The organism is Donghicola mangrovi (assembly GCF_013377535.1).
GTDB classification, from domain to species: domain Bacteria; phylum Pseudomonadota; class Alphaproteobacteria; order Rhodobacterales; family Rhodobacteraceae; genus Donghicola; species Donghicola mangrovi.
On sequence record NZ_JABCJE010000001.1, the window covers coordinates 14,789 to 34,108 of the forward strand.

Sequence of the window (19,320 nt, forward strand, 5' to 3'; positions counted from 1 at the left end):
GTCAGTCCCCCTTGATCAAGGCCAGCAGATCGGCTGCGTTGCGCCCGATATCATAGTCCGCTCGCACCCGCGCCTGCCCTGCGGCGGCCATCCGCACGGCGGTATCGTAAGAGGTCAGCGATTTCTCGATCCGCGCGGCCAAGGCGTGGGCATCACCGGGGGGCGACAGGCGGCCGGTTAGACCGTCCTCGACCAGTTCGGGGATACCCGAGAGACGAGAGGCCACCACAGGACGGACCTGCGCCATCGCCTCCATCAACACCACAGGGATGCCTTCGGAGCGGCCAGCCTCGCCCTCGACCGAGGGGACGACGACCAGATGCGCCTCGTCCATCGCGGCGCGCACCACGTCAGAAGGCTGAGGCCCAAGAAACTTGACCCGCCCGTCGGGCAGCGCCGCTGCCTGCGCCTGCAGGGCAGTTTCCTGACTACCGCCACCCACAACCCACAGCTCCCAATTCAGGGATTTCGGCAGATGACCCAAGGCCTTGAGCAACACGTCCACACCCTTGCGCGGCAAAAGCGCGCCGACAAAAAGGATGCGGAAGGGGTGGCCATCAGCGGGGGCGACGGGCAGCGGGGTGTCGCACCGCTCGGCGGGAACGCCGCAACGTATCACGTGGATTTTGTCCTGCGCCACACCGGCCCGCTGCACCAGAAACCGCCGGTTGAATTCGGAAATCGTGCGGACAAACGACGCATCCCGGGCCTTGGTCGCCAGCAGCCCTTGGGTGATGAAGATGTCATGGGCATGGGCCGAAAACCCGAACGGTATCCCGCTAGTGCGAGAGGCAACCCACGCCACCGTCGCCGGATATCCCGCGAACTCTGCATAGAGCCGATCCACCCCTGCCCGACGCGCCGCCTGCCCCAGCGCCAACCCCTGAGGCACCAGCATCAGCGACACCCCCAGATGGCGCGGCTGCCGCCAGAACGCCCCGACAATCCGGCGCACACAGCGCAGCGCCCGCAGGGGGCTGCGCGCCAGTCCCATCAACGCCAACCCCAGCGTGCGGGGCGCGGCATAGCCCAGATGAAAGGCCTGATCGACGATCCCCTGCGCCTCTGGGTGAACGATTTCACCGCTGCGAAAGGGCTTGATATGGAACACGTCCGCTTCATGACCCGCCGCCCTGAAAGCCTGCACATTGGCCAGGGCAAAGGTCTCGGTCACTTTGGGGAAATCACTGACGATGGCCCAGATCTTCATGCCACGTCCTTTCTGTTGACCCGTGGCAAGGCTGCGCCAAGACCCAGCATGATCCACGTGTATTTGTTGTATTCGTTGGGCACAAAGACACTGACCATCATATAGGACATCAGCCCGTACATATACGCCGTCGCCAGAAACCCGATGTTGGCGTCCACCGGTTCGCGCATCACGCGAAAGGCCCCTTTGAACGCGGAAATCACCATCGCGTAGAAAAAGGTCGCCCCGACCAGCCCGTATTCCACCATGATCGACAGGTGCATGTTGTGCAGTTGCCGCCCGAACATCGTCCTGCCCGGCAAGAACCGATAGGCGCTGTCCACGAAGTGCTTCTTGAAGTTTCCGGGCCCCACGCCGAACAGCGGATGCTCGACAAGTAGGTTCACGCCGATCACGTTATAGGTCATGCGCCGACCCAGCGTCCAATCCCCGCCGCCTGCGCCGAAAATGGACCCGATCCGCTCATAGTAACTCTCGGGCAGAAAGGGCAGCATGATCAGCACCAGCATGGACCCGATCACCATGGCCGGCACGATCAGGTGATGCTTGCGATAGCGGTAGGCCAGAAACATCCCCGTCACCGTGTACACGATAAAGGACGACCGCGCGAAGCTGAAGATCAGCGCCATCGTCCCGATGCCCGCCGCCGCCAGATAGAAGCGTTTGTACTTGTCCTGCTCCAGAAACATCACGAGCGCGATGATCACGCCTGTCAGCATCATCGTCGCCGCCGTCGTCGGGTTGTACTGGGACGCCCCCGAGGACCGCTCGAACCCTTCGGCGGTGCGGGCGGTGGTGGCCGCGTCCGAGGTCGAGATCAGGGTCATCCCCAGCTTCACATCCAAGATCAGGATGATGCCAGAGATCAGAGAGGTCAGCGCCAGGATCATCAGCGCCTTTTCGAACCGCGCCCGCGTGTTCACCATGATGATGATCAGGTACATGAAAATGATCATCGCCAAGAGGCGTCGCAGGCTATTGGCGGCCATGACTTTGCTATCGGCCCCCAAGGCGCTGACCAGCATCGACACGCCGAGCAGCATCCCCATGATGGCGATGGGCTGCATCAGGGCGTCCTTTACCATCCCGCGGTGCCGGAAAGCGGTCACAATGACCCCCACCATCGTCCCCAGGGTCATCAGCTTGAACCCGTCACCGGGGAAGATTTTGTCCTGAATGCCATCGAGCTGCGCAAAGAACAGCAGCGCGCTGACCCCCACGAACGGATGCGCGGCAAAGCCCAGCCCGAACACGGCCGCGACCGGCATGATCACCGCCAGTTTGACGTGACCTGCAATCGCAAAGGCCAAAGCAATCAAACCAGAGGTCACACCGGCGGCAATCCCGATCTTCAGATCGGTCATGCCCTTGTTCGGGGCGGGGGTCATGCGCCCGGCCCGACTGGCGGGGTGAAATGGCGGGCGCGGCGGCGCTTGGCCCAAGTGGTCACCGGGAGCCACCAGTAGTTGCCCGCCGCGACGCCGATCTTGGCGCGGAACACCAACCCCTCGACCCACAGAGGCGCAGGGCCAGCGGCGAAATCGTTGATATGAGTGCGCGACAGGAACAGCGGGTCTTCGGTTTCGCGGTTCTCGCCGCGCCCGCCGGTCAGGGTCGCAAAACCGACCTCGCGGGCGATGGCGGCGGACTGGTTGGTCACCCGATCGAAGGGCCAGCACAGAAAGTCCACGTTGCGGCCCAACACGGCCTCCAGCCGATGACGCGCGCGGATCAGGCTGGCGCGGACGCGGGCCTCGAAGGCGGCGCGGTCTTCGGGCTGGCCGTCCACCAGCGCGGGGCTGGTCAGGGCGGAATCGCTGGGGGGCACGGGGGTGCCTTCGGGGGCGGGCATGGGCCCTTCGAACCAGCGGGATTTGTCGCCCTGCCCCAGCCACCACAGGGGCGCGTGGCTGCGCCAGTTCTCGGGCGTCAGGGTCGCGACGGCGGCACTTTCGACCGGCACACGGGCATGATCGGCCCCATGGCAGGCGACCTCGAACAAGGGATCGGCGTCCACTTCGCGCAGCTCGTCGGCATTCATGTAGCCGCGCCAATCGGTGGCCCCTTCGTACATGGTGGGGCGCAGGCCGGTAGACGGGTCGATGAAATCAGCCGAAGCAAAGAACGCAGCAGGCGTGCCATAGCGGCGCATGATCGGCACGGCGGACATCCAGTTATCCAAGTAACCGTCGTCAAAATGGATCATCACCGATTTGCGCGGGATCTTCAGGCCACGGGCACGGGCGGCCTCGAACGCCTCTCGGCTGAAAACGGTCCAACGTTTGCGGCGCAGCACCTCCATGTGGCGCAGGAACACTTCGGGGCGGACCGAGGTATTGCGCGCCCAAGGCAGCCAAGACGCATCCCGCGAAACACTGTGATACACGATCACCGGAACGCCGCCGGGTTTGTGGGCCGTGTGCCCCGCAATCCCCAGACAGATTGCCGCAATGAACAGCGCCACGGGCCAACCAAGCGAGGCCGTCAGCCCCTCTTGGGCCAGCATGGCGGCCCCGAACCCCAAAGACGTCGCGGTCAACTGAGAGGACAGCCTGCGAAGGAAAATTCGGTCCGCCACGGGATCAGTTCCAGATCAGCATGAACGGTTTGCGGGGGTTGTCCTGCCCCACGGTCTGCAATTCACGGATTTCCAGCGCATCGACCTGCGCGGGCGGAACCCCCAGAATGATCGGGCCATCGGGCAGCTCGTCCCAGTCCTGAACCGAGGCCACAGGTGCAATCGCGGTGATCACATAGGGCGCATCACCGTTCCGGCGGGGGTTCGAATGCTCGACCGCCATGGCGACCACATCGCGCAGACGCTTGATTTCCTCATAGGGCAGGAAGCCGGTGACAAAGATATGCTCTTTGGTCCAGTGATCCTCGGTGCTCATCCTTCGGCCGAACTGTTCCGAGAAATTGCGGAACTCGCGGCTGAGGCCCGACATGCGGCCAGTGCGCCAGCGGGCCAGACCGGGGCGCTCCATCCCTTTGCGGGCCGAGGGCAGCGCGTGCCCGCCAAGGATGCTTTGCAGGTCCGAATAGGTCCGCACGCGCATCCCCACCACGTCGATCAGGATCACCGGCATGATCACCGCCAGCGCGCCCACGATGGTCGCGATCACGGTGTTCACCAGCACCTTGGGGAACGACGGATACAGCGCAGGCGTCGCAGGGTTGATCACCTGAATTTGCGAGAGGATCGTCGCCTCGCTCATTTCCAGATTGACCAAGCGGTCGCGCAACTCATCCAGATCCAGCTGTACGGCCTCGTAGCGGGCTTCCAGCTGCTTCAGGCTGCGCTCTTTTTCCGCCTGTTCGGACAGCTGCTTATCCGTGCGGGCCAAGGCCTGACGGCGCAGGTCCAGACGGGCTTCGCGCTGGCGGATTTCTTCTTCGACGCGGGCCACGGGTTGCGAGGCGCGCCCCCCGTCCAGCTGTTCCTTCAGCTTGGCCAGCTCGTTCTTGCGCAGCTGCAGTTCGATCACATCGTCGTCGATGTCCTGCTGGGTCGCGCTGCGGGACAAGAGCAGCACGTCCGCCTCTTGCCACAGGTCGTTGATGTTCAGCTCTTCACGGACCCGCTCCCGTTCGACCAACAGATCGCGCAGCTCGCCCTCGCGCTCGACCTTCAGCTTGCGAACCAGATCGGCCAGCTTGCCCGCTCCGCTCGAGAACTCCTGACGGGTCAGGTCCACATAGGCCTGCGCATAGGCGTTCGCGATCCGTGCGGCCAGCGTCGGGAATTCCGATTGGGCGGTCAGGTTCAGGATATAGGAGCCTTCGACAAATTCGACCTCGATGGAATCGTGGACCAGATTGACCAGCTGGGTGCGTTCATCGACCTCTTTGAAGGTGCCGTAGTTCAGCCGGACATAGGTGCGCCACAGAAACCCTTTGATCGCATCGAACAACCCAGGTTCGGGCAGGGCCTGCTCTCCGTCCGCTTGGGCCAGCAAAAGATCAAGCGTGCGCTCGGCCACGGGGCGGCTGAGCAGAACCTCGATGTGGGTCTGCGTGATGATCGTTGCAGGGTTGAACTGGCTGACCCCCATAAAGGTGCGGTTGAACGCCAGTTCTTCTTCGGATGGCTGCATGTTCATCGTCACCGTCGACTTGTACGCCGGCGAGGTGTTGAGCAGCACAGTATTGCCCATCCACGCCAAGGATGCGGCGCAGATCATGCTCACGATAATGATCCGCTTGTAAAAGCGGAGTAAGTCCCGGTAGTGGTCCAGCATTGGCTGCTCTCCAGCTGGTTCTTGGGCTTTGCCCTTTATTTGTTCAGAATATCTGTACCCAGATCGGCTTTGAAAACAAGCATCTCGTTAGAACAGTTAACGGATTCCGTGACCCTAAGGACACGGTTCGGGGCCTCGGACAACACGCAATGGGTGATTGACGGATCGCCTGCGCCACCATGAGGGAAAAGTTGCACCTTGCGCCCATCCCCTGCGCTGATTTCCCAACCCTCCGCGATCTGCCGCACAATCGCGCCCTTGGGCAGCAATCGCGACAGCAGGCGATAGGCATAGACACCGGGTTTGGGCTGGCGCTGCATGTCATATAGGGGCACACGGGCGTTCCCCACGGTGGTTTGCATCTCTTCTCCCAGTCCGAACCACAGACAGGCCTGCCCGCCATGGGCCAGCACGTTCAGGTTCCGCGCGATCACCGCCATAAAGTGCGCCTGCGGGCTGTAGGTGTCCCCGTAATCCAGATTGGGCCCGCCGCATTCCGAGGACAGCACCGGCCGCCCCGACCATTCCTGCATCGCCTTCAAGCGCAGAGGATCGCGGTCCTCGGGGCCATAGAGGTGCACGTCAGCCACGTCATAGCGAGCCTCGCGCAGGACGGGCAGCAGCTTGCCCCGCACCAGCGCGTCCACTTCGGCACTGCGGGATTTCGCGGGCGGGAACACCAGTTCGGACCCGTCATTCCAGAACTGCCGCACGGTCCAGTCCGCCCGCCCCTGATTGACCAGCGCCACATCCATCACGAAGGCCGCCGTGCCCCCTAGCACAAAGACCCCCTTGGCATCGGCCAGCTTCACCCCGTCATGGGCAGCATTCACATAGGCGATCAGCTGCTCGGTCGTTCCCGCCCAACCGCCCGAGGCATTGGTGTCGCTGACAAACTCGTTCGCGGCCTGCCACATGCGGACGGGCTGGCGCAGGCCCTGCATGTCGGCATTGCCGTCGCCATCATAGCGTTCGACCACTTGGGCCACAAACAGCTGCCACGCGTTGATATCCAACGGGGTGGCGTTCTTGACCTTGTGCGTGGCGGGATCGGTGGCCCAATCCGCGTCACTTTCAAAGGTCACGAAAGGCTGGATGCCCCGCGCCTGAAGGCCCGCGATGCGGCGGTCCAGATCGGTCCAGTCGGGCTGTTTCCCCCCGCCGCCGATATGCCCCCAAGACGCGCTGATCCGCGCCCACGACATCCCCATATCCTGAAGCAGCCCATAGTATTCCGGCGCATTCCCCGGAAAGGCGATGCCCAAAACGGGGGACTGCCCTTCGACGGGCTGGCTCAGGTCCAGATCGGCGGCCTCTGCGGCCATTGCCACACTGCCTGCCGCCAAAGCCATGATGAAACGCGAAAGCATACCCGAAGCCCCCTAGAACCGGAAAATCGACAACTGGTTGCGGGCGCGCAGGACGGCCAAGAACACGGTCAGCCCAACCAGCCCGGCCACCGCCATCCCTGCCAAAGCCCCCAGCGCACCGGTGCCTTGCCAGACCAAGGACAGGCCCCAAGCCGCCACAGCGATCGCCCCCAGCCCAAGGCCAGCCGCCACCACAGGCCCCACGCCAATCCGCGCGGCCCGAACGTCCTGCCAGCACACCGCCCCCAGCACACAGGCCGAGGCCATCGGCCCCAGAACCATCCCCAGCGCCACGGCGCTCACCCCGATCTGTGGCACCAGCCACAGGCCCAGCCCGCTGCGCACCACCAGATCGGCCGCAACTGAAACAGAAATCCAGCGCGCGCCAGCCTCCATCGGTCGGGTCAACAGCCAGATCACCATCACCCGCGCCAAGAGCGTGGCAAAGGGCGGCAGCACCATCACCCACAGCACGGGCAAGAGGGCTGCTTGATCTTCGGGCCCAAAGGCCCCCTGTCCCAGAACATCCGCCACGATCCGCGGCGCAAACAGGGCCAGCGCCCCTTGGGTCAGGATCAGCAGCGCCAAACCTGCCGTCACCACCGACGACAGCGCACGAACCGTTCGCGCCGCCGGGTCAGCTGTCCATTTCGCGAAAACCGGCATGACCAAGGCCAAGGCCAGCGTGTTCCCCAGCAGGGCCGCCACGCGCTGCGCCATCTCCAGCAGGGTCACGCCGCCGACGCCCGCCCGCGCGGCCAAGGCTGTCTCGATCCACAAGGCCGCCTGCCCCCCGGCCACCAGCAAAAGCGCGGCGGCCACATGGGGGCGCGCGGTGGACCCTTTGGCTGGAACGGCGCGGACAAACGGCACCATCAGCGCCAAGGCAACGCCGTTCCCCAGCACAAACGCCATCGCGGCCCAAGACACCGCCTGCGCCGCGTCCAGCGCCATCAGGAACACTGCCAGTACCATCAAGCGCGGCATCAACCGGACCAAGGCAGGCCAGCCGAAAGACCCCCGGAGGTTCAGCGCTGCCCCCGCCAACACTCCCAGCAAAGCCAAAGGCAAGGACGCCGACAGAACCGCAATCACTCGGGCCGCTAGGTGTGCTGCTTCGCCAGTCATCTCGGGGGCAATGGCCGCAACAATCGGGCCGGACAGCATGGCAAACGCAGCCGCCACGCCGACACCCGCCAGCGCCACCCATCCCGCCAGCCGCCACAGCGCCCGCCGGTCAGCCTGAATGGCCACCATCGGCAGAAACACCAGCGTCAGGACTTGGGCCAGCAGCTCTTGCAGGCCCGTCACCAACCGCCGCCCCAGCAGGAACGCGTCCGCCTGATCCGAGGCCCCGAGCGAATGGCTGATCGCAACCGAAATCGCGACGGCCAAGGCCAACCCCAGAAGCTGCGCCAGAAATTGGGAAAGACCCGCTTTCATCGGTCAAACGCCCCGATATGTGTCCGCGTTGGTCACAGTCGCACTCATTTCACCCAGAACCCGAAAGTTTTAATGACACGTTAATGACCGCGTAGACACGACAATTGAGCCAACATTAAGGCGATTGTTCAGAAATCGAGGCTAAGCTCATACCCGTATTTCGGCTTGGACCTGTCATCCAGACCAAAGGATGTCACCGCCTGCCCCGTGCCCGCCCCCAGCAGCAACGTTCGGCTCAGGGTCATGGCGCGTTGGCGGCGCTTGCGGTCGGCTTCGGCCTCGATGCTCAGGCCCCAGACAGTGTGATCGGCCTTGCCATAGAGGTTCAGATCCAGCTTCAGCCCGCTACCGCAGTCCAGATCGCCCTGCACCACGTCGGATTGGCAATAAAGACTCGGGGCCATCCAATACGTCGTCTGCCAATCCAGTTGGGTGGCTGCGGGGCGCTCGTACTCGACCCCCATTTCCAAGGCGCTGCGCATCCCGCGATATTCCGGAATGTCCACAGTGCCGGTCGAGGTCAGCCCGCTTCGCCGTCCCGTGACATCTACCTTTGGTGCCTGCCCATAAGCCGCGTAAAGCCCCGCCTTTGGGTGCAACACCACCGGCCCCGCCGCCCGCTGTCCCGTCAGGGCCAAGGCGCCGAACCCCGCGCCATAGTCATAGTGGCCACGAGCGTCGATCTCTCCTCCGGTCTGATCGAAGCCCAGATCAAAACTGTGCCGCCCCGCCACCAGCGCGGCGTAGTAGCTGACCATCAGCACTTTGCGCAGTCGGTCCACACCATAAAGGCCAGCCGACGCGCCCACCCCGCTGATCGTGCCGGTCGCCAGCTTTGCCACCGCCGTTTCACTGCCGTAGCCGCCCAGAAAGAACCCCTTGAGGTGGCGGGCGTCCTGTTTTTCGGTCTGGCGGGTGTAGGTCAGCAGGGACTGCCGCCCCAGCATGTCGGAATGGGACAGAGAAAAGCGGCCCGTCCCGATCCGCCGCTCGGCCCCGAGGCAATAGTAGATTTCATCGCCAAACGCCCCGCGCACACCGGCAGAGGTTTCCTTGACCTCGGCATGACCCTTGACGTCAAAGGCCTGACTGTGCCCACAACGCAGACCGTATTGCCCGCGCTTCAGGCGGGCGACGGCGCTGGTCAGCATCCCCTCGAACGCGGACTGGTGGCCGCGCAGAGTGGTGGCGAAATCCTTGTGCAGGACGGCGCGCAACCGCTCGGCGATGCGGTCCACCAGATCGTCGCGGATCGCCACACGGGGCAGCACAGCGGGCGCCGACTGATAGGCGCTGTCCGCGGTGTCCACCTGCGCGGTGGGCTGGCAGGAATGGGGCCCCTCGGGCGCTTCGTCGGGGATGGCGATCACGGAAACGGTCTGCGGATTGGCCCAGTTGGCTGGGGAAAATTCCAGCACCTCGGGGGTCACGCGACACTCGGCGTCACCTGCGAGCCGCAGGGTCACAGTCCCCTGAGGCCGGACGGTCAGGGACAGCGGCAGCAGCGCGGGATTGCCCCCTTCGGCGGCGGTCAGATCGGATTGACCGGCCAGAACCGCCGGCTCCAACTCTGCCACCTGCACGGCCCCTGCCCCGCTCGCACCTGTGATCAGGGCACCCACAGCCAACGCGGCGCCCTGCATCGTTCGTCCGGAGAAAGTCCGCAGAAGGGGTCCTGTCATTGCGGCAAGCCTGCTCTGTTTTCTTGGACGACAAGTCTACAAAACAAGGGCCACTGACCTACCCACCTATGCGGTGAAACGGTCTGTCATTCGGCTATCCCCAAAGGGATAGGCGGTTACAAAAACGCCCCGAAGCGGCGGGCAACGGGGCGTTTTGTCAAAGCACTGGAAACGGTCAGCCGCGGCCGCGATAGGGCGGCACGCCCTGATCGGGGATCCACACGCCCTCGGGCATGGGGCCGGTCTGGTAGTGCACGTCGATCGGAATGCCCCCGCGCGGATACCAGTAGCCCCCGATGCGCAGCCACTGGGGCTCGAGGAATTCGACCAGACGGCGCGCGATCGAGATGGTGCAATCCTCGTGGAAGGCGCCGTGGTTGCGGAAAGATCCAAGGAACAGCTTCAGCGATTTGCTTTCCACCAGCCACTGGCCCGGAACATAGTCGATCATCAGGTGCGCGAAATCGGGCTGGCCGGTCATCGGGCACAGCGAAGTAAACTCGGGCGCGGTGAACCGCACGTTGTACTGGACATCCGCTTGGGGGTTCTGGACGCGCTCCAGCACGGCCTCTTCGGGGGACTGGGGCATGACGGTCGCGCCGCCAAGCTGCTTGAGATTGCTATAGATGCTGTCGGTCATGTCATTCGGTCCTGTTCAGACGCCGCGCTTGTTGCCCCAGATCAGGACATGCAGCTGCGGCAGGATACGGGGGGCGAACCATGCGTCCGCCATAGTTTTCTCGGTCAGCCAAAGCAGACCGTCGGCCAAGGCCTGCGGGTCCACGGGCAGATCGGGATCGACCTCGGGATTGCCCGGTTGCAGGTAGAGCGGTAGGTCCGGATGGCGGGCGTGGGCGTCCTTGGCCCAAGTATAATCGGCGTCGTCGAAGATCACGATCTTCATTACCGTTTGCCGCGTGCCCTGCCCCGCCTGCACACAGTCGGCAAAGGCCGCCCAGTCCACAGTTTCGCCGCTGCTGGGGGGTTTGGGCGACAGAACCAGCGTGTCCAGATCGGCGAACCACGGCTTGGCAATGGACCCTTGGGTCTCGCAGGCAAAGCGATAGCCCTCGGCTCGTCCCAGCGCGATCACGGGGGCAAAGTCCTGAATGGCCGGATTGCCGCCGCTGATGCTGATGGTCAGGGGCTGGCCGCCCGACAGATCGCGGGCCTGTTGCCACACAGCCTCTGGCTCCATCGGGAGCCACGTGTGACGGAACGCGCTGTCCACCGCGTGCAGGCTGTCGCACCAGCTGCAACGGTAGTCACAGCCGCCCGCGCGGATGAACACCGTCGGCTCCCCGATCAGGACGCCTTCGCCCTGAATGGTGGGGCCAAAGATTTCAACGATCCGCAGGGTCATGGGCGGTACTCGGCCCATGTCTTTGGGGTTTCGCTGACTTTGACGGCGGTGGTTTCGGGCCAGCGGGCCTTGCACCAGTCGTAGAAGTGCTTTGCCATGTTTTCCGCGGTCGAAGGGCCGGTCATCACATCGTTCAGATGACGGTGATCGAACACATCGTCGATATAGGTCTTCAGGGGCTTCAGCTCGTGGTAATCCCGCACGAAGCCATCGCTGTTCAGCTCTGCCGCCGACAGTTCGACCACGACGATATAGTTATGCCCATGCAGGCGTGCGCACTGGTGATCCGCAGGCAAATGGGTCAACTGGTGCGAGGCCGAGAAGTGGAATTCTTTGCTGATCCGGAACATCACTTGCCCTCCGCATCGCGGGCGGCTTTGTCCGCCACGGCCTGCTCCCAGAAGTCGGGATCGGCATAGGTGGTGGGGTCCGCAACGCCCGCCAGATGGAACGCCTCGCGCCGTTCGACGCAGGTGCCGCAGCGGCCGCAGTGATGCGATCCGCCCTTGTAGCAGGACCACGTGTCGGCAAAGGGCGTGTTGTGGCGCGCGCCTTCGGTGACGATGTCGGCCTTGGTGCGGTGCACGAAGGGGGTGTAGAGCGACACGTCCGCATATCCATCCAGCGCGGCCTTTTGCATGGCCTCGAACGCTTGGGTAAAACCGGGGCGGCAGTCGGGATAGATGAAATGGTCGCCCCCGTGCACAGCGGTCGCCACCGCGTCATCGCCATTCGCCGCCGCCACGCCAAAGGCGATGGCCAACATGATGGCGTTGCGGTTCGGAACCACGGTGATGCGCATGGTCTCTTCGGCATAGTGGCCGTCGGGCACGTCGATGTCGTCGGTCAAGGCCGATCCCGTCAACGCTGCCCCGATGGGTCGCATGTCGATGATGTCGTGGGGCACGCCCAAACGCGCGGCGGCGCGGGCGGCATAGTCCAGTTCTTTGCGGTGGCGCTGACCATAGTCGAACGACACCAGCCGCGTCAGCGTGTGCTGATCCGCGACCATATGGGCGAGGGATACGGAATCCAATCCGCCCGAGCAGATTACAATCGTCTTCATGTTTGTCCCTTGTTTTGATGTACCGGGTAGGCTGCGACCGGTTGGGCGTGCGTTTAGGCGCACCGCCCCGAAATGGCAAGCATTACGAGGCGACAGGGATCATGGTGCCCTGCATCATCGCGACCTGACGGCGGCGCGTCCCGTCATCGGCCCAGATATCGGCGGCCACAACGACCATCCGGCGACCGGCCTTGATGACGCGCCCCACGGCCTCTAGCTGGCCTGCGGCGGGGGCCAGATAGTTGATCTTCATCTCAATGGTCATGACATCGGTGCCTTCGGGCTGGGTGGTCAGGGCCGCGTACCCCGCCGCACTGTCCCCGATGCTGAACAGCATTCCCCCGTGGGCAAAGCCCTGCTGCTGGCGCACCCCGTCCCCCACGGGCGCGGTGATAGTGACGGTGCACTTGGCTACACTGGTCAGCTCGGCCCCGATGGTTTGCATCATGGATTGCTGCGCGAAACTGGCCCTGACGCGGGCCTCGGTCGTGTCGGTCATTGTGGTCCCTCCCTGCCCCGCGATTAGGGGCCAAGGCGGCTCGGTCAGGCAACTGTGACGTCCCGTTCAGTCCGGTTGCACCAGAACACGGGCGGCATTGCGGATGGCGCGGGTCAGCGGCGCGATCGCCTGCGCGGTCAGCCGGTTGAACTGCCAATAAAGCGGCACGTCAAAGGGCCGGTCCGCCAGCAGCACCAGATCCCCCCGCGCCAGATCATCCTGCACCAGAACCTCGGGGTTCAGGGCCCAGCCTATGCCCAGCCGACATGCCTCGACAAACCCTTGGGTCGAGCCAAGCCGGTGGGTCGGCAAAGTGACGGGCTGGCCCAAATGCGCCTCGGCCCAGCGGTCTTGCAGCCGATCCTTGTCGGAAAAGCGCAAGGCGGGCGCGCGGGTCAGGGCTTGTGCCGTTGCGCCATCCGGCATCCACCGCGCCAAATATGCGAGGCTTGCCGTGGGCAGATACCGCAGCGACCCCAGCGCCACAGTCTCGCACCCCTGAAGGGGGCGTTTGTGGGCGGTGACCACGCCAGCAACTTCGCCCCGTAGCAGCCATTCCTGAGAGGCATCCTCGTCATCAATGGTGATGTCGAACAGGAAGCCATCGCCGACCAAAGCAGGCAGGAACCACGTCGCCAAACTGTCCGCATTCACCGCAATCCGCAGGGTGCTAGAGGCAGGCGCCTGCGCAAACTCCCTCCGCACTTCGTTTTCTAACAGGGCCACGGTGTCGAAATGACGGACCAGCCGCATCCCCGCCTCGGTCGCCTGACAAGGCGATCCGCGCAGCAACAGAACCGCGCCGACCTGATCCTCTAGCGCCTTGATCCGCTGGGACACCGCCGATTGCGTCACCCCCAGATCAGAGGCCGCCAGATGGAACGCTCCGCGCCGGTGCACCGCCGCCAAGGCCGCCAGTTGCTGTGGATCAAACATTAGTCCACCTAATCATCCGTCAGATTATTTAATTCGATTAATTGAACTGGGCCGGTTAGGTCAACTGCACACCACCCAAAGGACCGCCCATGCTGACCGCTGCTTTTCACGGATTACTGGTTTCGCTTAGCCTGATCGCCGCCATCGGATCGCAGAACGCCTTTGTCCTGCGCCAAGGTCTGCGGCGCGAGCATGTGGGGCTGGTCGTGGCCACCTGCGCCCTGTCCGATGCGATGCTGATCACGCTGGGGATCAGCGGGATGGGCACCCTGATCGCAGGCATTCCGTGGCTGGCCACAGGGATGAAGTGGCTGGGGGCCGCCTTCCTTTTCGCCTATGGCGTGCTGCGGTTCCGCGCGGCCTATCAAGGCGGCGAAAGCCTGATCCCTGCCGACAAACCCTCGGTCCCTGCACGCGATGTTCTGCTGGTGTGCCTGACGCTGACATGGGCGAACCCCCATGTGTATCTGGACACGGTCCTGCTGCTGGGAACGATCGGCACGCAATACGCCCCCTATCAGGCCCTGTTCGGCGTGGGCGCGGCGCTGGGATCGCTGGTGTTCTTTGTGGCGCTGGGATACGGTGCGCGTCTGCTGGCCCCCCTGTTCGAAAAGCCCCGCGCTTGGGTGGTACTGGAGCTGATCATCGGCTGCACCATGTGGGCCATCGCGTGGTCCCTGCTGGCGGCTTAGGCGGCCTCGGTTTCCAGCATGTTGATCAGCCCGAACAGGTCGTCATAATTCGAGAACGCCGCAGTATGCGGGATCAGCGCAGGTGCGGTTTTGCGATAACCTTCGGTGAACAGGATGAACGGGACCAAAGCGCGTTGCGCCGTTTCCGCATCCACTTCGCTGTCGCCGACATAGATTTCCGGCCCCTCGCCCAAGTCTGCCAAAGCCGTATCCAAGGGCCGCGGGTCGGGTTTGTGCACCGGCAGGCTGTCGCCCCCGTAGACCACGTCGAAATAACCGGCCAGCCCCGTGGCCTGCAAAACGATGCGGGTCGGGCGGATGGGTTTGTTGGTGCAAATGCCCAGCTTGTGGCCCGCCGCGATCAGCCGTTCCAGCGCCGCGACCACACCGGGATAGGGGCGGGTCAGTTCGGTCGCTGAGTCGTAGCGGCGGGTGAACTGGGCCAGCATGTGGTCCTGACGGTGATCGCCGATGCCCCGTGCGGCCCGCATACGGGCGACGAACACCGCCGCCCCGTTGCCGATGAAATCCCGCGCCTGCGCCAAGGTAATGGGCTCGGCCCCTTCGTCCGCCAGCACCTGATTGGCGATGACGTGGATGTCGGGGGCGCTGTCGATCAGCGTCCCGTCCAGGTCGAATACGATGCGCGCCATCACGTCTCCTTCCACTTGATCGAACACCCCATCGAGGGGATCTGGTCCTTGGGGCCCTGCCCCATTTCGGCGACCTGTTTCATCGCCTCGAACAGATCGCGGCGCAGGTCCACCGGCCCCGCCGCCTTGGTCGAGGCATCAAGGCGCCCGCGATATTGCAGTCCCCCATCCGCGTCGAAACCAAAGAAATCCGGCGTGCAGGCCGCATCATAGGCCCGCGCGACCGCTTGGCTTTCGTCATAGAGGTAAGGGAACGGAAAGCCCCGCGCCTCGGCCATCACGCGCATGTTGTCGAAACTGTCCTGAGGATAGGTTTCGGCGTCATTGGCACTGATCGCCACCACGCCAATCCCCATCTCCATCAGCTCGGACGCATCGCGGATGATGCGGTCCAGAACCGCCAACACATAGGGGCAATGGTTGCAGATAAACATGACCAGAGTGCCCTTGGTCCCTGCCACATCGCGAAGGCTGACCTGACGGCCATCGGTGCTTGGCAGGGTAAACTCGGGCGCTTTCCAGCCGAAATCGCAGACGGGGGGTGTGACGGCCATGGCAGGTCTCCTTCAGGAACAGGCGTTGCGGATTGCCGCGATATTAGCGCCGTAAACCTCTGGGTTGTCCACCGACCCACCGCGAAAGACCGCGCTTCCCGCGACCAGCACATCGGCCCCCGCTGCGGCCACCAAAGGCGCCGTGGTCGGGTCCACCCCGCCGTCAATCTCGATATGAATGGGGCGGTCCCCGATCATCTCGCGCAGCTTGCGCACCTTGGCCGTCATGTCGATGAACTTCTGCCCGCCGAAACCGGGGTTCACAGTCATCACGCAGACCAGATCGGTCAGGTCCAAAAGATGCTCCACCGCCTCGGCCGGCGTGCCGGGGTTCAGGGCAATTCCCGCCTTCATCCCTGCCCCGCGAATGGCCTGAAGCGTGCGGTGGCTATGCGGCCCCGCCTCGATATGCGCGGTCAGAATATCGGCCCCCGCATCGGCATAGGCCTCAATGTACGGGTCCACCGGCGCGATCATCAGATGCACATCCATGACCGTTTTCACATGAGGCCGGAACGCCTTTACCGCAGGCGGACCAAAGGTCAGGTTGGGCACGAAATGCCCGTCCATGACATCCACATGGACCCAATCCGCGCCCTGTGCCTCGATCGCCTGAATCTCGGCACCGAAATTCGCAAAATCCGCCGACAAAATGGACGGAGCAATCTTCACCGACCGATCAAAACTCATTCCGCAGCCTCCCGCATCCGGTCCACATCCAGACCGCCCTGAAACACACGGCTGGCCCGCAAATCCGCCGCCGTAATGGTGGACAAGGCCACCGCATCCAGCGGCCCCTTACTCTCTGAAAACAGCCGGTTCGCCTGCCGCAGCCGCGCACGGTCCAAAGCATTCCGGATCGACCGCGCATTGGCGAAGTGGGGCTGCATCCGGCGCATCGAAATATACTCGGCCATCGCCGCCTCGGCCTCGGGATCAAAGACATAGCTCTGCCCCTCCAGCATGGACTTCGAGATCCGCAGCAACTCCTCGTCCGAATAATCGGGGAAATCGATGTGGTGAGCGATACGCGACCGGAACCCGGGATTGGCGGCAAAGAACCGGTCCATCCGGTCCGCATAGCCCGCCATAATCACCACCAGATCGTCGCGATTGTTCTCCATGACCTGAAGCAGGATCTCGATGGCCTCCTGCCCGTAATCCCGCTCGTTATCAGGCTTATACAGGTAATAGGCCTCGTCGATGAACAGCACGCCGCCCATGGCCCGCTTTAGAACCTCTTTGGTCTTGGGCGCTGTGTGGCCGATGTACTGGCCCACCAGATCATCCCGCGTCACCGACACCAGATGCCCCTTGCGCACATAGCCCAAGCGGTGCAGCAGCCCCGCCATCATCCGCGCCACTGTGGTCTTGCCCGTCCCCGGATTGCCCGTGAACGACATGTGCAGGGTCGGCGTCTCGTTCGACAGCCCCATCTCGCGCCGCGCCTTATCGACCAGCAACAAAGCCGCCGTCTCGCGAATGCGCTGCTTGACCGGAGCCAAGCCGATCAATTCGCGATCCAGCTCCTCCAGCACCTCGCGCACGCCCGAGGCCTCGTATTCCGCGGCCAGATCGACAGTCTGTACAGTGCCCTCAACCATCACCCTGCTTCTTTCTTCTTTGCCAAAATACTCCGGGGGTCCGGGGGCAGCGCCCCCGGCCTCTCAATCCAGCCCGCAGGCCGGACCTATCAGCGCCGCACTTCCCAGCCGTAGCGCTGCGACCGTCCGTCCACGTCGATGCGCGACATGTGGAAGGTCGGCTCGACCTCGGGGCGGTTGACGATAAAGCTCATCATCACCGTCTCGAACCCGCGGCTGTTGTCGAAAGCCTGAATGCGGATGTAGGTGCCGGGGTTGGCCTTGCGGCACTCGTCCAGCTCCATCATCACACCCTTGGCGTCGCGCAGGTCGAACATGGGGTTGCCCCACATCTCCCAGTAGGTGTTCCGAGGGTGCGGATCGTCCGTATACTCGAGGCTCACCGCCCACTCTTTGCCAAGGATATATTCGACCTGTTTGTTGATCTGCTCGTCGGTCAGATCGGGAAGAAAGCTGAAGCAGCCCTGTGTGATACGCATGGTAAATCTCCTGAATGTCGGGGGCCGCGCGCGCATCCGGCACGCGGCCGAATGGCTTACATCGCGGGCATCGCCGTCGGCACGAAGTCCGAGGTATCCGTCGAGGTGTAGTTGAAGGTGATGTTCCCCCAGGTATCCAGCGCCGCTTCCAGCGGTTTGCACCACTTGGCTGCTTCACGCAGGATTTCGGGGCCTTCGACTGCGATCTCGCGGCCTTCGTTACGGGCCAGGATCATGGCTTCCAGCGCCACACGGTTCGCGGTTGCGCCCGCCTGAATGCCCATCGGGTGACCGATGGTACCGCCGCCGAACTGCAGCACCACATCGTCGCCGAACAGATCGATCAGTTGGTGCATCTGGCCCGCGTGAATACCGCCCGAAGCCACAGGCATCACCTTCTTGATGTCGCCCCAGTCCTGCTCAAAGAAGATCCCGCGCGGCAGGTCGACTTCGTTATGTGTTTCGCGGCAGACGTTGTAATAGCCCTGAACGGTCAGCGGATCGCCCTCGAGCTTGCCCACGGCTGTGCCGCAGTGCAGGTGGTCGACGCCAGCCAGACGCAGCCACTTGGCGATCACGCGGAAGCTGATGCCGTGGTTCTTCTGGCGGGTATAAGTGCCGTGACCTGCGCGGTGCATGTGCAGGATCATGTCGTTGCGACGGCACCATTCGCTGATCGACTGGATCGCGGTCCAGCCCACGATCAGGTCCACCATCACGATGACCGAACCCAGCTGCTTGGCGAACTCGGCGCGGGCATACATCTCTTCCATGGTGCCAGCGGTGATGTTCAGGTAGTGACCTTTGACCTCGCCGGTTTCGGCGGTCGCCTTGTTCACGGCCTCCATGCAATACAGGAAGCGGTCACGCCAGTGCATGAAGGGCTGCGAGTTGATGTTCTCGTCATCCTTCATGAAGTCGAGGCCACCCTTCAGACCTTCGTAAACCACGCGGCCATAGTTCTTGCCCGACAGACCTAGCTTGGGCTTGGTGGTCGCGCCCAGAAGGGGCTTGCCGAACTTGTCCAGACGCTCACGCTCGACCACCAGACCGGTGGGCGGGCCTTTGAAGGTTTTGACGTAAGCAACCGGGAAGCGCATGTCTTCCAGACGCGCGGCCTTCAGCGGTTTGAAGCTGAACACGTTGCCGATGATCGACGCGGTCAGGTTCGCGATCGAGCCTTCTTCGAACAGGATCAGATCATAGGCCACATAGGCAAAGTACTGGCCGGGCTGGCCGGGGACCGGATCAACGCGGTAGGCTTTGGCACGGTACTGGTCGGCAGCGGTCAGACGGTCGGTCCAGACCACAGTCCAGGTGGCGGTCGAAGATTCGCCTGCCACGGCGGCCGCTGCCTCGATAGGGTCCACGCCCTCTTGGGGGGTGATGCGGAACAAGGCCAGCAGGTCGGTGTCCTTGGGCTGGTAATCGCCATCCCAGTAGCCCATCTGCGCGTATTTCAGAACGCCGGCGGCGTAGCGCTTCTTGGCGTCTTTGATCTCGGTGGGTTTGCTCATGTCGTTCATGG

Annotated in this window: 20 protein-coding genes; 1 reads left to right on the forward strand and 19 read right to left on the reverse strand. The window is 63.5% G+C overall.

Going from position 1 to position 19,320, the window contains the following annotated elements:
- Position 1: 1 nt before the first annotated feature.
- The 13 genes from HJ536_RS00080 to HJ536_RS00140 form a co-directional block, all read right to left on the reverse strand.
- Positions 2–1,210: a glycosyltransferase family 4 protein gene (locus HJ536_RS00080; protein WP_177156271.1), complete on the reverse strand. Its 1,209-nt coding sequence runs from the start codon at positions 1,208–1,210 to the stop codon at positions 2–4.
- Complete coding sequence (locus HJ536_RS00085; protein WP_177156272.1) at positions 1,207–2,598, reverse strand: O-antigen ligase family protein; 1,392 nt, start codon at positions 2,596–2,598, stop codon at positions 1,207–1,209. The genes HJ536_RS00080 and HJ536_RS00085 overlap by 4 nt, the downstream gene beginning before the upstream one ends.
- Positions 2,595–3,749, reverse strand: a complete 1,155-nt coding sequence (locus HJ536_RS00090) for a polysaccharide deacetylase family protein (protein ID WP_177156273.1) — start codon at positions 3,747–3,749, stop codon at positions 2,595–2,597. The genes HJ536_RS00085 and HJ536_RS00090 overlap by 4 nt, the downstream gene beginning before the upstream one ends.
- 43 nt (positions 3,750–3,792) lie before the next feature.
- Positions 3,793–5,451, reverse strand: coding sequence for a GumC family protein (locus HJ536_RS00095; protein ID WP_177156274.1), 1,659 nt, complete (start codon positions 5,449–5,451; stop codon positions 3,793–3,795).
- A 35-nt stretch (positions 5,452–5,486) separates the two neighbouring features.
- Positions 5,487–6,821: a hypothetical protein gene (locus HJ536_RS00100; protein WP_177156275.1), complete on the reverse strand. Its 1,335-nt coding sequence runs from the start codon at positions 6,819–6,821 to the stop codon at positions 5,487–5,489.
- A gap of 12 nt (positions 6,822–6,833) precedes the next feature.
- Positions 6,834–8,264 (reverse strand): lipid II flippase MurJ, encoded by a 1,431-nt coding sequence (locus HJ536_RS00105; RefSeq protein WP_177156276.1) that lies wholly within the window; start codon positions 8,262–8,264, stop codon positions 6,834–6,836.
- Positions 8,265–8,392: 128 nt separating this feature from the next.
- The gene (locus HJ536_RS00110; RefSeq protein WP_177156277.1) at positions 8,393–9,907 is read right to left on the reverse strand and encodes a hypothetical protein; all 1,515 of its coding nucleotides are present in this window, start codon (positions 9,905–9,907) and stop codon (positions 8,393–8,395) included.
- 214 nt (positions 9,908–10,121) lie between these two features.
- Positions 10,122–10,586: a preQ(1) synthase gene (queF, locus tag HJ536_RS00115; RefSeq protein ID WP_177156278.1), complete on the reverse strand. Its 465-nt coding sequence runs from the start codon at positions 10,584–10,586 to the stop codon at positions 10,122–10,124.
- A gap of 15 nt (positions 10,587–10,601) precedes the next feature.
- A complete protein-coding gene (queE, locus tag HJ536_RS00120; protein WP_177156279.1) occupies positions 10,602–11,309 on the reverse strand; it encodes a 7-carboxy-7-deazaguanine synthase QueE in 708 nt (235 codons plus the stop codon).
- On the reverse strand, positions 11,306–11,659 hold the full coding sequence (queD, locus tag HJ536_RS00125) for a 6-carboxytetrahydropterin synthase QueD (RefSeq protein WP_177156280.1): 354 nt from the start codon (positions 11,657–11,659) through the stop codon (positions 11,306–11,308). Before queD ends, queE begins: the two co-directional genes overlap by 4 nt.
- Entirely contained in the window at positions 11,659–12,375 is a 717-nt protein-coding gene (gene queC / locus HJ536_RS00130; protein ID WP_177156281.1) for a 7-cyano-7-deazaguanine synthase QueC, read from the reverse strand. The genes queD and queC overlap by 1 nt, the downstream gene beginning before the upstream one ends.
- Positions 12,376–12,457: 82 nt before the next feature.
- Positions 12,458–12,874, reverse strand: coding sequence for a PaaI family thioesterase (locus HJ536_RS00135; RefSeq protein ID WP_177156282.1), 417 nt, complete (start codon positions 12,872–12,874; stop codon positions 12,458–12,460).
- Positions 12,875–12,940: 66 nt separating this feature from the next.
- On the reverse strand, positions 12,941–13,810 hold the full coding sequence (locus HJ536_RS00140) for a LysR family transcriptional regulator ArgP (RefSeq protein ID WP_177156283.1): 870 nt from the start codon (positions 13,808–13,810) through the stop codon (positions 12,941–12,943).
- Between the two features lie 89 nt (positions 13,811–13,899).
- Here HJ536_RS00140 and HJ536_RS00145 point away from each other — a divergent pair, with 89 nt between their 5' ends.
- Positions 13,900–14,502, forward strand: a complete 603-nt coding sequence (locus HJ536_RS00145) for a LysE/ArgO family amino acid transporter (protein WP_177156284.1) — start codon at positions 13,900–13,902, stop codon at positions 14,500–14,502.
- Here HJ536_RS00145 and gph read toward each other — a convergent pair.
- From gph to HJ536_RS00175, 6 genes are all read right to left on the reverse strand, one after another.
- Positions 14,499–15,155 (reverse strand): phosphoglycolate phosphatase, encoded by a 657-nt coding sequence (gene gph, locus HJ536_RS00150; protein WP_177156285.1) that lies wholly within the window; start codon positions 15,153–15,155, stop codon positions 14,499–14,501. The genes HJ536_RS00145 and gph overlap by 4 nt on opposite strands.
- Positions 15,155–15,709 (reverse strand): thioredoxin family protein, encoded by a 555-nt coding sequence (locus tag HJ536_RS00155; protein ID WP_177156286.1) that lies wholly within the window; start codon positions 15,707–15,709, stop codon positions 15,155–15,157. Before HJ536_RS00155 ends, gph begins: the two co-directional genes overlap by 1 nt.
- A 12-nt stretch (positions 15,710–15,721) precedes the next feature.
- Positions 15,722–16,399 (reverse strand): ribulose-phosphate 3-epimerase, encoded by a 678-nt coding sequence (gene rpe / locus HJ536_RS00160; protein ID WP_177156287.1) that lies wholly within the window; start codon positions 16,397–16,399, stop codon positions 15,722–15,724.
- Positions 16,396–17,313, reverse strand: a complete 918-nt coding sequence (gene cbbX, locus HJ536_RS00165; RefSeq protein WP_176853025.1) for a CbbX protein — start codon at positions 17,311–17,313, stop codon at positions 16,396–16,398. Before cbbX ends, rpe begins: the two co-directional genes overlap by 4 nt.
- Positions 17,314–17,402: 89 nt before the next feature.
- On the reverse strand, positions 17,403–17,792 hold the full coding sequence (locus HJ536_RS00170) for a ribulose bisphosphate carboxylase small subunit (RefSeq protein WP_176853024.1): 390 nt from the start codon (positions 17,790–17,792) through the stop codon (positions 17,403–17,405).
- A 56-nt stretch (positions 17,793–17,848) separates the two neighbouring features.
- Positions 17,849–19,318 carry a form I ribulose bisphosphate carboxylase large subunit gene (locus tag HJ536_RS00175; RefSeq protein WP_176853023.1) on the reverse strand — a complete coding sequence of 490 codons (1,470 nt, stop codon included), beginning with the start codon at positions 19,316–19,318 and terminating at the stop codon, positions 17,849–17,851.
- Positions 19,319–19,320: the final 2 nt, after the last annotated feature.